Genomic DNA, 13,584 nt, shown 5'->3' with positions numbered 1-13,584 from the left:
ACGTTCGGCACGAAGCATGGTGGGCACGGCGCTTTGCGCCTTTGCCCACCCTACGACTTGAGTTTCCGAGGTAAAGCAGATGGACCAGTCAGTCGCAGCGAAAGAGCAGCCTCGCTACATCAAGCTCAACGAGCGCGACAACGTCGCGATCGTTGTCAATGATTTCGGGCTTCCCGCCGGCTCCCGCTTCGCCAGCGGGCTGACGCTGCGCGCCTTCGTGCCGCAGGGACACAAGACGGCGCTGGTCGACATCCCGCAGGACGCCCCGATCATCCGCTATGGCGAGGTAATCGGCCATGCGCTCGCGCCGATCCTGGCCGGCGAATGGCTGGACGAAGCGCGCATCCGTATGCCGGAGGCCCCTGCCCTCGACAAGCTGGAAATCTCCACCGCCGTTCCCGCGCCGCTGCCGCCGCTCGAAGGTTTCACGTTCGAAGGCTTTCGCAATTCCGACGGCTCGGTCGGCACCAAGAACATCCTCGGCATCTCCTCCTCGGTGCAATGCGTCAAGGGCACGATGGAATATGCGGTGAAGCGCATCCGCGCCGAGCTGCTGCCGAAATATCCGAATGTCGACGACGTCGTGCCGCTGACGCATGCCTATGGCTGTGGCGTCGCCATCAACGCGCCTGATGCCGTGATTCCGATCCGCACGCTGCAAAACATCGCACAGAACCCGAATTTCGGCGGCGAGATCCTGGTCATCAGCCTCGGCTGCGAGAAGCTTGCGCCCGAGCGTCTGGTGCCGGAAGGCGTCAGCAATGCCATCGTGCGCATGCAGGACGAAGCCTTCGACGGCTTTGGCGCCATCGTCGAGGCAATCATGACCCAGGCAGAGGCCCGCCTCAAGATCCTCAACAAGCGCACCCGCGAGACCTGCCCGGCCGCCGATCTCGTCATCGGCCTGCAATGCGGTGGCAGCGACGCGTTCTCCGGCGTCACCGCGAACCCTGCGGTCGGCTTCGCCGCCGACCTGCTGGTGCGCGCCGGCGCCACCGTGATGTTCTCGGAAGTCACCGAAGTGCGCGACGCGATCCAGTTGCTCACGCGGCGCGCCATCAACGAGGACGTCGGCCGCGCGCTGGTCCGCGAGATGGCCTGGTACGATTCCTATCTGGCCCGTGGCGGCGCGGACCGCAGCGCCAACACCACGCCCGGCAACAAGAAGGGCGGCCTCGCCAACATCGTCGAGAAGTCGCTCGGCTCGATCGTCAAGTCCGGATCAAGCGCGATCACCGGCGTCCTCTCGCCCGGCGAGAAGGCGACGCAGAAGGGCATGCTGTTTGCGGCAACGCCGGCGTCCGACTTCATCTGCGGCACGCTCCAGCTCGCCTCCGGCATGACGCTGCAGGTGTTCACAACGGGCCGCGGCACGCCTACGGCCTTGCGGCTGCGCCCGTGATCAAGGTCGCGACTCGAAGCGAGCTGGCGCGACGCTGGAAGGACCTGATCGATTTCGATGCCGGCGGGATCGCCACCGGCGAGAAGACCATCGAGGAGACCGGCTGGGACCTGTTCCGCCTGATCCTCGACGTCGCCAGCGGCCGCACCAAGCCCTGGTCGGATCGTTGGGGCATCCACAACGATTTGACGCTGTTCAATCCGGCGCCAGTGACCTGAGCGCCGCGCGCGGACGCTGCCTCGCCGCGTGGATGCATTGGTGCCGTTTCGGGACGTGGGGCACCGACGCGTCACCGCGCGACCGCTCCCGCGAAACCGTCCGGAAACATTGGCGCGGAAAACTTCCTTCGCGCTTCGTCGCTCGACATCACGCAATCAAATAGTCAGCGACCGCGATCTAATGGTCGCATACGAGCGAACCTGTTGCGGCATCGCCGCGACCTAACCTCCGATTGCCACTTCTCACGGAGATTTTCCAATGCGCGTTCTTTCGATGATTGCCGTTGCCGCAGCGATGATTGCCAACTCGTCAGGCGCGTTCGCCGGCGAGCTTCCCTCTTACGAAGTGACGTCGTTTCCGATCTCGGCGACGCAAGTCCAGGTGCTCGGCGGCGCGGGCGTCGAGGAGCAGTCGACTGCGCCCGCGATGATCGTCGCCGGCATGCCCGCCTCGCCCGCGCAGATGTCGGTGCTGTCGCCACGCGTGAAGCGGCTTGCGAACGTCAGCGCGAACAACGAGGCGCGCTAAGCCTCGACGCCATTCCGGGTTCGACGCTGCGCGGCGCCCGGGATGACGTTTCACTCTAGGTCATGCTGCCCGGCATGAAGCAGCGCACCCGCGGATGGCCGTCGATATAGTGCTTCCACACCATGGTGCGGCCGATCTTGTTCGGCTCGGTGATGACGGCGCCGTCGGGCACGATCACCCATTCGCCGTCGAGATGCACCCGATAACGGCCCTTGTCGGATTCCCAGTCCACGTCGGCGACCATATAGCCGTCGGCATCCGAGCAGCATTGGCCGTATTCGCTGTGCAGGCTCTCGAACCAGGGTTTTAATGGCGAGTTGGCGTAGCGCCCGTCGTCGCGCGCCATCATCGGGACCGTCAGCAGCTCCGTCAGGACCAGCAGCATGGCGGCACACGATATTGCACGTCTCATGTCGTCTCCGCGGATCGAGATCATCGCCGCGGGGCGATAGCTGCCGTCCGCCTTCCGCGACTCGGCGAAGGCGTCAAGGACGGCGACTCATCCCCCAACAGCTTTGCGGATAGCTATGCAAATCCGGCGCCACCGCGCATTCCGGGAACTACTGGGCGCGCGTCCGGCACGCATTGGTCTTTCGACGGGTATGACCGCTGCTCGCGCGCCAAGTTCTCCGCTGTCTCAGCCGGCCGCATGCGCGATTGCGCACGGAGTCCACGGACACCGCGCAAGAACACCGAGAGGCTGCGGCGTACTGGAGTCCCCGCCTTCGCGGGCAATGACGGCGGTGTGTGGAGCTACGGAAGTTCAGGCGGCACAGCGCGTGACGTAGACCCTACTGCTTCGGCACCGGCGCCATCATCGCGCCGCCCTTCTTCGCCGCGGGCACGGGCACGGGCTTGGTCGCGGCGGTTGCTTGCGCCGGGAGATATTTGGCGACGATGGCGGGATCGACCTGCGCGATGTTGGCGTCGGGAAGACGCGTCCAGGTCTCGTCCTTGCCGAACAGGGAGATGCCGAGGAAACCGCGCATCGTCAGCGTCTGCCCATCCGGGCTGACCGTCATCTTGGCCTTCCAGATGTTGCCGTCGCGAGGATTGACCACGTTGCCGCCGTCATACTTCAGGCCGTCGCGCTTCATGTCGCGGATGAAGGAGAGCCCAAGCACCGGCGCGTTCTTGCGATCGTCCGTGCATTTCGCGCAGACCTCGTTCGGGTCGTCGCCGGGTCGCGGGAAGGTTTTTGCGATGACTCCTTCGAACACACCGTTGTGGTCGATGAAGAGAAACCATCCCACCGTCTTGCCGTCTTCGACCTTCTGCCAGAGGCCTGCGGCGGTCGGCTGCTGCACTTGCGCCACAACCGGGCTCACCGCACCGAGCGTCATCGCGAGCGCGAGGAGCGAGAACAGCCGAAAGCTGGAAAAGAGAGTCCGCATTATCATCACCTTGCTGAGCCAATCGCCTTGCTAAGCCGCCAACTGCAATGGCCGCAGACTACGGCGATTTCGCGAACTGTTCCAGCACCAGAAACATGGGGCATCGCCCGCCGCCATCAGTTGACGCCGAGCTTCTTTTGCAGGCTGGAGGACGACGTCGTGTACTGGAACACGAGCCGCTTCTCCGGATAGACGTAGCGATGGGCTTTTTGCGACATCAGCGCGCCCTCGTGGAAGCCGCACAGGATCAGCTTGATCTTGCCGGGATAGGTGTTGATGTCGCCGATCGCGAAGATGCCTGGCACGTTGGTCTCGAACGCGGATGTCTCGACCGGCACCAGATTGTTCTCAAGCGCGATGCCCCAGTTCGCGACCGGACCGAGCTTCATGGTCAGCCCGAAGAACGGCAGCATGGTGTCGCAGGTGATTTCGTTCACGCTGTTGTCGTTGCCCTTCACGGTGGCGCCGCTCAGCTTGCCCTCGCTGCCTGACAGCGCGGTGACCTGGCCGAGGCGCAGATCCATCTTGCCGGCAGCGACCAGCGCGCGCATCTGCTCGACGCTGTGGGGGGCGGCGCGAAAATCGTCGCGACGGTGCAAGAGCGTGATGCGCTTGGCGATCGGATGCAGATTGAGCGTCCAGTCGAGCGCGGAATCGCCGCCGCCCACGATCAGCACGTTCTTGTCGCGGAACGTCTCCATCTTGCGCACGGCGTAGTGCACCGAGCTTCCTTCATAGGCTTCGATCCCCGGCACCGGTGGACGCTTGGGCTGGAACGAGCCGCCGCCGGCAGCGATCACCAGCACCTTGCATTCGAACACCTTGCCGGCGTCCGTGGTGCAGCGGAACAGCGGATCGCCGATTTTCTCGACGGTCTCGATCATCTCGCCGAGATGGAAGGTCGGATGGAACGGCTTGATCTGCTCCATCAGCGCGTCGGTGAGGCCCTGCCCCGAAACCTGCGGAATGCCGGGAATGTCGTAGATCGGCTTTTCCGGATAGAGTTCTGCGCACTGGCCGCCGACCTTGTCGAGGATGTCGACGAAATGCGTCTTCATGTCGAGAAGGCCCAGCTCGAAGGCGGCGAACAGACCGCAGGGGCCGGCACCAATAATCAGCACATCGGTTTTGATCGCGTCGCTCATGTCGTCTCTTTATCGGTCGTTCGGTGGGACGGCGCCCTTTGGGCCGAGGTGACCCTGCCTGTCTAGCCAACGGGGATGGATCAGGGAAGGCATAAAAGCGGGAGCGCCCCGCGGCCGCGCCCACTTGCCGGGTCAGGATAACTGGGCTGTAACCAGCAACGATATGACGGAGATCAATCGGTGAACGCACCAAGTCGCCTCGATACGACGCCGCGCCTGGAGGACTACCCTTTTCGCCTCAGCGACAATGTCCGCTTCGGCGATCTCGACCCTAACCAGCACGTCAACAACGCGGTCTACGCCACCTATTTCGAGACCGGCCGTGTCACGCTGATGAAGCTCCCGGAATACGGCCTGACGCCGCCCGGACTTGCCTGGATCATGGTGCGGCTCGACATCCATTTTCGCGCGGAGCTGCATTGGCCGAACACGATCGAGCTCGGTCTCGGCGTCGTGAAGCTGGGACGAACGTCGGTGACGTTCGAGCAGGTGGTGTTTTCGGAAGGGAAGTGCATTGCATCGGCGACATCGGTCGCCGTGATGATCGACGAAGCGTCGCGCCGGCCGACGCCACTGATCGCGGAAGTGCTTGAGAAGCTCAGCCCCTGGCACAAGCGCGGCATCCAGGTCGCGCCGCCGAGCACATGATAGCTAACTGAGTTAGGCTTGGCGTTCCGGCGTCGCCACCACCAGGCCGTCGAGCTCGTCGGAGACCTTGATCTGGCAGGACAGGCGCGAGTTCGGGCGCACGTCGAAGCCGAAGTCGAGCATGTCCTCTTCCATCGGCGTCGGGCTGCCGACCTTCTCGCGCCACGCTTCGTCGACATAGACATGGCAGGTGGCGCAGGCGCAGGCGCCGCCGCATTCGGCCTCAATGCCGGGAATGCTGTTGCGGATGGCGGCTTCCATCACAGTCGCGCCGTTCTCGACGTCCACCGTACGGGTTTCGCCCTTGTGATCGACAAAGTGGATTTTCGCCATGTGTGCTCGTGCTGCCGCGATCTAGGGAATGAAGGAGGGTCCGGGCTGTCCTATAACGGGTCGGTCGGCCCGGCGCCATAGCGTTTTGATGAAGTCGCGAATACCGCTTCGCGGGAAGAAGACCCGTCAAAACAAAAGACTACAGCACGGTTCTGGCCCTGTCGGCTTAAGGATTCAGGATCGCCTCGATGGCGGCGCGCGCCTCGGTCACCGCCTCTTTCAGCGCGGCGAAGGCGTGAGGCCGGCCCTGCCCGGTCTGGATCGCGGTCTCCAGGCTGGCTGCGGCGTCCGCCACCGCAAAGGCGCCGATCCCGCGCGCCGATCCCTTGAGCTTGTGGGCGAGCGCGCCGGCCTCGGCCGGGAGCGCTGCCATCGCCGCGATCAGGCGCACCGCCTGCTCGGCAAACATCGCCAGCACTTCCTGTTTCAGCTCGGAATCGCCGAGCGTCATGCGGGAGAGATGATCGAGGTCGAGCGGGCTGTCGATGGGTGCAAGCGGGGGCGAGGGCATCCAGTCCATCCGTTGCAGTTCAGGTATCATGGCGCAGGCCCCGGCATCGCGCGATGTCCGCCGGTCCGGCGGTCAAGTTCCCTCCACCCAAGCACGGAATGGTTAACGAAATGTTCCGGCCGTTTTGCGCAAATCTGCCCGTTTATTGACGAAAAGTTGCCGCAATCCGGCGAGTCCGGTGGAGAATTCCATTTATTGCTAAGGCCTTACGGCACGATCCTGTTAACGATGATTAAGAATGTCTTAATCGCGGGCATTTCATTCGCGACGCTCTGCCAATAGGATGTTGGAGAAATTGGCGGACAAGCCGTCCGGGTGGGGATGGCTCGGAGATCCGCGTAAGCGGCATGATCCGGACTGTGGGCTTGCGTAGCGCGCAGAGCTCGCGGGGGGACGCGTACAAGTAACGAGGGCTCGGACTGAACATGGCAAACACTCCGAAAAAGGTCAAAGACCCCACAGAAGATGCGCTTTCTGCAATCCAGGAGGCCCTGAACATCAGCGACACGGCCGCGGACACAAGCCGCAACGCCTCGATGCGCAGCGAAGCGTCGCCCCCCGTCGCGCCACCGGCTCCCCCGATGTTCGACGAACCGAGCTTCGACGCGCGCCCCGCCGCGAACGAACGCGCGGTGTTCGACCAGATCGAGGAGCCGCGCTCCTCGCGCCGCGCCGCCAATGACGACCGTGCGACCATCGGCCAGCTCTTGCAGACGTTGCAGACGGGACGCCCGACCCGCAACATCTACACCGGCGCGACAATCTTCACCGTCATCTGGCTGGCCGCCTGCGCCGCGCTGACGGTCGGCTTCCTGCCTTCGATCCAGGCGGCGATGGGCCAGAGCGGCGGCGTGTTGGCCATTGCCGGCCTCGTCACGATGTTCTTCGCGCCAATCATGCTGTTCTTCTTCCTGGCGAGCCTCGTCTGGCGCGGCCAACAAATGAGCTCGGTCGCGCAGGCTATGGCCCAGGTTGCGATCCGCTTCTCCGAGCCGGAAGGCTCGGCTTCGATTCCATGGTGACCGTCGGCCAGGCCATCCGCCGCGAGGTTGCGGCGATGGGCGACGGCATCGAGCGCGCCATCGCGCGCGCCGGCGAACTCGAGACGCTGGTCGCCAACGAGGTCGCGGCGCTTGAGCGCGCCTATTCCGACAACGAAGTGCGCATCCGCGCCCTGCTCCAGGACATCGCGCATCAGCGCGACAATCTGGTCGGCCAGGCCGAGCAGGTCCGCAGCGCCATCTCCGGCGTGCAGATCGATTTGCGCCATGACATCGCCCTGATCTCGGACGCGATCGCCTCGCGCGTCGACGAGGTCGCCAAGTCCATCACCGGCGCACTCGAAGAGCGCGGCGCCCACATCACCGGTGCGCTCAGCAACGCCGGCGACAACATGATCCTCGCGCTCGGCGAGCGCGGCGGCGACCTGCTCGACCGCCTCGAGGAGGCCAGCAACGAGACCACCCGCGCCGTGCTCGACGCCAGCGAGCGGCTGACCACCAGCCTCAATTTCAAGACCGGCCACGTTCACGACGAGTTCGTCGACCTCGCCGACCGCGTCCACGAGATGTTGAACGAGCGCATCGACCGCATCACGGGCGAGTTCGAGCAGCGCTCCGCCGCGATCGTCGACGGCATCTCCGAGCGCACCGAGCAGGTGCACGACAGCCTGAAGAATTCTTCGGACTCGCTGCTGCTCGAGCTCGAGCTGCGCTCCAACGACCTCTCCGCCAAGATCGACGACGCCGGCAACCGCCTCGCCGGCCAGATCATGACCTCCGGCGACAAGGCGAGCGAAGCGCTCGACGCCACCGTCAACACGCTGGTCGCCAAGGTCGTCAGCCAGACCGAGACCGCGCACGACTCGCTGTCGCTCCAGATGAGCGCCTTCGACGAGCTGGTGAAGAACCAGGGCACCGAGCTGGTCGAGAAGTTCGCCCGCGACTCCGGCACGCTGGGCGCGCTGATCACCCGCCACATCTCCGAGTTCGACCGCACCGTGAAGACCTTCGGCGGCGAGATCGTCGATCGGATGGGCCAGCGCACGCAGGACATCCATGAATCGCTGAAGACCTATGTCGATAATTTCGACACTCGCTTCACCGCCAATGGCGGCGCGATCACCGCCGTGCTCGACCAGCGCCTGGTGCAGTTCGAGACCACGATCGGCGAACGTGTCAGCAACCTCGATGCCTCGCTGAACGGCAAGATCTCGAGCCTCGACTCCACGATCGACGGTCACATCAAGACCTTCGACGAGCAGCTCGTCGGCCGCGTCGCCGCGCTCGAACAGTCGTTCGATACCCGTGCGAAGTCGGTTACCGAGACCATCGACGGACGGCTCAACACCCTCGCCTCGTCGCTGACCGACGGCGCCGCGCAGGCGATCCAGTCGATCGACTCCCGCCTCACCCACCTCACGACGTCGCTGACCGACGGCGCGTCTCAGGCTGTCGAGACCATCGACAACCGCCTCAACCACCTCGCGACCTCGCTGACCGATGGCGCGTCGCAGACCATCCAGACGATCGACACGCGCCTCACGCATCTGACGACCACCCTCACGGGCGGCGCGTCGCAGGCGCTCGAATCCATCGACACGCGCCTCACCTACCTGACCAGCGCGGTGACGAACGGCGCCTCGCAGGCCGTGCAGTCGATCGATTCCGCCTCACCCTGCTGACCTCGACACTCACGGACGGCACCGCGCAGGCGATCGAGGCGGTCGATCGACGCATCACCGGCGTCGCCGAGATCATCGATGGCCGCAGCATGCACCTGACCGACACGGTCACGGCGCGCTTCCAGGACATCCAGCAGGCCATCGAGACCAAGGTCGGTGCGGTCGCCAGCGACATCGACGTGCGCGTGGCGCAGTTCGAGGACCTGCTCGGCTCGCGCGTCGAGGCCGTCGCCGGCCGCATCGAGAGCAGCGGACGCCAGGCCAGCGACGACATGATGTCCCGCGCCGAGATGATCTCGACCGCGATCTCGCTCGCATGTCGAGGACGCCGAGCGCTCGCTCACCAACCTCGTGGTCAACACCAGCGAGACCATCCAGACCGGTGCGCGCACCGCGCAGCAGTCGCTGATGACGGTCTCCTCCGACGTCAACGCCCAGCTCAAGATGACCTCCGCCGAGGTCGAGCGTGCGCTGACCGCCGTCGGCACCGGTGCCGCGAACTCGATCCTGACCAGCGCCCGCGAAGCCCAGTCGACCCTGGTCGCCGCGTCGGGCGATGCCTCCAACCAGATCAAGGGGCTCGCGGCCGACGTCGAACGCACGCTGTCGTCGGCAGGCTCGGCGACCGCCGCCTCGATCCTGGCCGGTGCCCGCGAGGTGCAGACCACGCTCGTGACGGCGTCCTCGGATGCGGCCAACCACGTCAAGTCTCTCACCGCCGACGTCGAACGCACGCTGTCGTCGGCAGGCTCGGCGACCGCCGCCTCGATCCTGGCCGGTGCCCGCGAGGTACAGACCACGCTCGTCACGGCGTCCTCGGACGCCGCCAACCACGTCAAGACCCTCACCGCCGACGTGCAGCGCTCGCTGTCGATGGCCGGCACCACCACGGCGGAATCGATCACCGCCGGCGCCCGCGATGCGCAGAGCGCGCTGATCGCGGCCTCGAGCGAGACCGCCAACCAGATCAAGGCGCTGTCCTCGGACGTGCAGCGCTCGCTCTCGATGGCGGGCACCGCGACGGCAGAGACCATCATGACCGGCGCCCGCGAAGCCCAGAGCACGCTCGTCAACGCGTCCTCGGATGCGGCGAGCCAGGTCAAGTCTCTCGCCGCCGAAGTGCATCGCTCGCTCTCGCAGGTCGGCCAGTCGACCGCCGAGACGATCACGACCAGCGCCCGCGATGCCCAGAGCACCCTGCTGGCGGTCTCCGCCGAACAGACCGGCCAGGTTCGTTCGCTGGCGGCCGAGATGCAGCGCGCGCTGGCGACCGCCGGCGGCGCCACCATCGAGGCGCTCACCAGCGGCGTACGCGAGGCCCAGGGCACGCTGATCTCTGCCTCGACGGACGCTGCGAGCCAGATCAAGTCGCTGACCACGGACATCGAGCGCACGCTGACCTCGGTCGGCGCCGACACCGCCTCGACCATCCTCAACAGCGCGCGTGAGGCGCAGACCTCGCTGACCTCGACCTCGGCGGATGCCGCAAGCCAGATCCGCACGATCTCGAGCGAGATCGAGCGTACGCTGAGCACCGCCACCGCGAACGCGACCAACGACATCCAGACCAGCGCGCTCAACGCCCAGAACGCGTTGATCAACGCCTCCAACGAGGCGAGCTCGCGGGTCAAGTCGAGTTCGGCCGACGTCGAGCGGTCGGTGCTCGCCGCCAGCAGCAGCTTCGGCCAGGCCATGACCGGCAAGACCGACGAGATCGTCACCTACGTGCAGCAGCAGTCCGACCGTCTCGCCAACATGATCGACGCCAAGCGCGGCTCGCTCGTGGACGCGATCGGCTCGAAGACCAGCCAACTCACGCTCGACATCGACCGCGTCACGTCCGACGCGCTGAAGTCGATCGAGACGCGCGGCCATGCGTTCTCGCAGACCATGATGGGCAACGGCTCCGAGGTGGCGCGGACCATCAACTCGGCGAGCGAGATGGCGACCGGTGCCGTCAACAAGTCGCTCAAGGACCTCGAGCAGGCCTCGCGCGCGGCGATCGACCAGTCGCGCCAGGTCTCGATCGCGGCCGTCACCGAGATGCAGGAGACCAGCAAGATCCTGCGCACCGACACGGTCGCCCTGTTCGAGCGCCTGCGCGAAGGCAACATCCTGCTCCAGGAGGTGCTGACCGGTGCGCACGACAACCTCAACTCGCTCGAGCGGGCGCTGGTGACGCGCGTCGCCGACTTCGTCTCGGCGATGAACGACGTCACCTCGCGCAACGGCGCTGCGACGCAGAACCTGGAAGACCAGCTCAACGTCTTCAACAGCAAGACCACGCGGGCGCTCCAGGATCTCGGCGAGCTGTCGACCCAGTTCGACGCGCACGGCAAGGCACTGGTCGAGGCCGCGCAGGTGGTGGAACAGAGCAACAAGAACACCACCGCCTCGCTCGCCGAACGCAAGGAGGCGCTGGAATCGCTCGTCACCACGATCGACCTGCGCACGGCCGATCTCGACCAGCGCCTGTCGCGCTTCACCGGCCTGCTCGATGAATCGCTGGCGGCTGCCGAAGAGCGTGCCCGCGACATCGCCCGCGTCGTGGCGGAGACCGCCGGCGCAGGTTCCGCCGCGATCACCCGCCAGTTCGAGGCGGTGCGGTCGGCCTCCGAAGAGGAGCACCGGCAGACCGTCGAGGCCATGCACGACATCTACCGCCAGACCACCGACGAGGCGGATGCGATGTTCAAGCAGTCGACCGAGAAGTTCACCAACCTCGTCTCCAGCATGAAGCAGATGGCGTTCGAGATGCACAACGAGCTCGAAGCCACCCGCAACGAGCTGCGCCGCGGCGTGCTCGAGATGCCGCAGGAGGCCGCCGAGAGCACTGCGCAGATGCGCAAGGTGATCGTCGACCAGATCGAGGCCCTCGCCGAGCTCAACCGCATCGTGGCCCAGCACGGCCGCGGTCTCGACGTCTCCACGACGGGCCGCGCCAGCGTACAGCGGCAGGAAGAGCCGATGCTGGCGGCCGTCGGCGCGCGCAGCACCGAGACGCGCATGCGCGAGAGCGCCAGCGCCTCGACGCTGCCGCCGCCGGACCTCGGCATGCCCGCCTCCTCGCGCCGCACCGAAGCTCCCCCGGTGGCGCCGGCCGGCAACGACCAGGGCCGTGACGGCTGGCTGTCCGACCTGCTGAGCCGCACGGACGCCAACCAGGGTGCGCCCACCGGACGTGAGCCCCAGCGCGGCCGCCAGGCTGCACCGGCTCCGCAGCCGCAGGCTCCGCAAGGTGGCGGCAATCCGCTGGAATCCTTGTCGCTCGACATCGGCCGGCTGATGGACCGCAACCTCGCGTCCGAGATGTGGGACCGCTACCAGCGCGGCGAGAACAAGGCCTTCACCAAGCGCCTCTACACGCCCGCCGGCCAGAAGGCCTTTGACGAGGTCGCCCGCAAGTATCGCTCCGACCGCAACTTCAAGGCCACGGTCGACCGCTATGTCGCCGAGTTCGAACGCCTGCTCGACGAAGTCGCCCGCGACGGACGCGGCCCGCAGGAGCTGCGCAACCACCTGACCTCGGAGACGGGCCTGGTGTACACGCTACTCGCGCACGCAGCGGGCCGGCTGGGATAAGCGGTTCGCAGCGATAGCGAAGAGCGAATGAAAAACGGAGCCCCCGCGGGCTCCGTTTTGTTTTGGGTGTCATTAGGACCGAAGCGATCGACCAAACACTCGATGTCGTCCTGGCCTAGTGCGCAATTGCGCACGGGAGCCAGGACCATTACCCAAGGGAGGAGTTTGGCGAAGATCAGTCGTTCGGTACTCCCATCGATCGCAATCGATGGACCTCGCGGTATGGGTCCTGGCTTTCGCCAGGACGACATCGGGGACCCTTACTGCCGCCTCGGCGTCGCCGCAGGCTTCGGCGGCTCGGGCGGCGGTGGCGGCGCGGCTGGCGGCGCGTTGTTGCTGGCGCCGAACAGGACGCGGGTCGGGTTGCGGTCGAAATTGTTGACGGCGCGGCTGATGTCGCCGAGCGTGCGGCGGCCGTCGGTCATCAATGCGCCGGAGCGCTTGTCGAAATCGTCGGCCAGTTCGCGGATCGACTTCACCGCCTGGAACAGCTCCCCGCCGTCCTTGCCGCCGGCGAGCGTGTTGAGGCCGAGCATGAGGCTATCGGCCTTGAGCATCACGCCGTCGACCTTGGCCATCACGCCGTCGATCTTCTCGGAGTTGCGGGCGAGCGAGTTGGTGAAGGTCTCGAGGTTCTTCAGCGAGTTCTTCACCGACCTTGATTGTCGGCGACGATCTTGTTGATGTTCTGGAGCGTCCCGCGGATCGCCTCGGTGACGTCCTGGAGCTTGTTGGGATCGGCCGTCAGCGTCGGAATGCCGTCCTCGTCGAGCGGCGGCGCAGGCGCTGCCTCCTCGCCGCCCTTGAGCGAGATCGCGGCAACGCCGGTCAGGCCCTGGAATTCGAGGCCGACCAGGGTGTCCTTGCGGATCGGGGCGTTATTCTCGACCATGGCGAGTGCGACAACCCGCCGCGGGTTGTCGAGCTTCACCGAGACCACCTCGCCCACCCGGATACCGTTGAAATTGACGCTGCCGCCGTTGCGCAGGCCCGTGGCCGGGCCCTCGAACACGACGCGCAGGGGGCTGCGCTGCTTGGTGGTGTGCAGCGACTGAAACCACAGCACGAAGCCGATCGCGGCGGCGATCACCGCCAGCGTGAACGACCCGATCAGCACGTAATTTGCGCGCGTTTCCATC

Annotated in this window: 7 protein-coding genes and 3 pseudogenes; 4 read left to right on the top strand and 6 right to left on the bottom strand. The window is 65.8% G+C overall.

All coding sequences use genetic code 11. The features are described from left to right. Window positions 1-79 precede the first annotated feature (79 nt). Together garD and AB3L03_RS30550 are read left to right on the top strand one after the other, a co-directional pair. A pseudogene (gene garD, locus AB3L03_RS30555) lies at window positions 80-1,620 on the top strand (galactarate dehydratase). 259 nt (window positions 1,621-1,879) lie between these two features. Further along, a complete protein-coding gene (locus tag AB3L03_RS30550; RefSeq protein WP_085394480.1) occupies window positions 1,880-2,149 on the top strand; it encodes a hypothetical protein in 270 nt (89 codons plus the stop codon). A gap of 55 nt (window positions 2,150-2,204) precedes the next feature. On the opposite strand, the gene AB3L03_RS30545 is transcribed toward AB3L03_RS30550, so the two are convergent. From AB3L03_RS30545 to AB3L03_RS30535, 3 genes are all read right to left on the bottom strand, one after another. Further along, a complete protein-coding gene (locus AB3L03_RS30545; protein ID WP_368507613.1) occupies window positions 2,205-2,561 on the bottom strand; it encodes a hypothetical protein in 357 nt (118 codons plus the stop codon). Window positions 2,562-2,940: 379 nt separating this feature from the next. Continuing rightward, window positions 2,941-3,543 (bottom strand): DUF2147 domain-containing protein, encoded by a 603-nt coding sequence (locus AB3L03_RS30540; RefSeq protein WP_204511761.1) that lies wholly within the window; start codon window positions 3,541-3,543, stop codon window positions 2,941-2,943. A gap of 116 nt (window positions 3,544-3,659) precedes the next feature. Continuing rightward, window positions 3,660-4,688: an NAD(P)/FAD-dependent oxidoreductase gene (locus AB3L03_RS30535; protein WP_368507612.1), complete on the bottom strand. Its 1,029-nt coding sequence runs from the start codon at window positions 4,686-4,688 to the stop codon at window positions 3,660-3,662. A gap of 180 nt (window positions 4,689-4,868) precedes the next feature. On the opposite strand from AB3L03_RS30535, the gene AB3L03_RS30530 reads away from it, so the two are divergent. Further along, window positions 4,869-5,336, top strand: coding sequence for a thioesterase family protein (locus AB3L03_RS30530; protein ID WP_085357942.1), 468 nt, complete (start codon window positions 4,869-4,871; stop codon window positions 5,334-5,336). A 12-nt stretch (window positions 5,337-5,348) separates the two neighbouring features. Here AB3L03_RS30530 and AB3L03_RS30525 read toward each other — a convergent pair whose 3' ends face one another. Beyond that, window positions 5,349-5,669, bottom strand: coding sequence for a 2Fe-2S iron-sulfur cluster-binding protein (locus tag AB3L03_RS30525; RefSeq protein ID WP_045008721.1), 321 nt, complete (start codon window positions 5,667-5,669; stop codon window positions 5,349-5,351). A 166-nt stretch (window positions 5,670-5,835) separates the two neighbouring features. Continuing rightward, on the bottom strand, window positions 5,836-6,180 hold the full coding sequence (locus tag AB3L03_RS30520) for an Hpt domain-containing protein (RefSeq protein WP_085383991.1): 345 nt from the start codon (window positions 6,178-6,180) through the stop codon (window positions 5,836-5,838). Window positions 6,181-6,605: 425 nt separating this feature from the next. Here AB3L03_RS30520 and AB3L03_RS30515 point away from each other — a divergent pair. Next, window positions 6,606-12,445, top strand: a pseudogene (locus tag AB3L03_RS30515) (negative regulator of septation ring formation). Between the two features lie 260 nt (window positions 12,446-12,705). Here the strand turns inward: AB3L03_RS30515 and AB3L03_RS30510 are convergent. Beyond that, window positions 12,706-13,583 (bottom strand): annotated as a pseudogene (locus tag AB3L03_RS30510) (MlaD family protein). Window position 13,584: the final 1 nt, after the last annotated feature.

Source organism: Bradyrhizobium lupini, assembly GCF_040939785.1.
Taxonomy (GTDB): domain Bacteria; phylum Pseudomonadota; class Alphaproteobacteria; order Rhizobiales; family Xanthobacteraceae; genus Bradyrhizobium; species Bradyrhizobium canariense_D.
This window is presented reverse-complemented; position numbering and strand designations above follow the sequence as displayed.

Bases quoted from the DNA above. Each gene is read 5' to 3' on its own strand.
- AB3L03_RS30550 (WP_085394480.1), top strand. From the start codon at position 1,880: ATGCGCGTTCTTTCGATGATTGCCGTTGCCGCAGCGATGATTGCCAAC.
- AB3L03_RS30525 (WP_045008721.1), bottom strand. From the start codon at position 5,669: ATGGCGAAAATCCACTTTGTCGATCACAAGGGCGAAACCCGTACGGTG.
- AB3L03_RS30540 (WP_204511761.1), bottom strand. From the start codon at position 3,543: ATGCGGACTCTCTTTTCCAGCTTTCGGCTGTTCTCGCTCCTCGCGCTC.
- AB3L03_RS30535 (WP_368507612.1), bottom strand. From the start codon at position 4,688: ATGAGCGACGCGATCAAAACCGATGTGCTGATTATTGGTGCCGGCCCC.
- AB3L03_RS30545 (WP_368507613.1), bottom strand. From the start codon at position 2,561: ATGAGACGTGCAATATCGTGTGCCGCCATGCTGCTGGTCCTGACGGAG.
- AB3L03_RS30520 (WP_085383991.1), bottom strand. From the start codon at position 6,180: ATGCCCTCGCCCCCGCTTGCACCCATCGACAGCCCGCTCGACCTCGAT.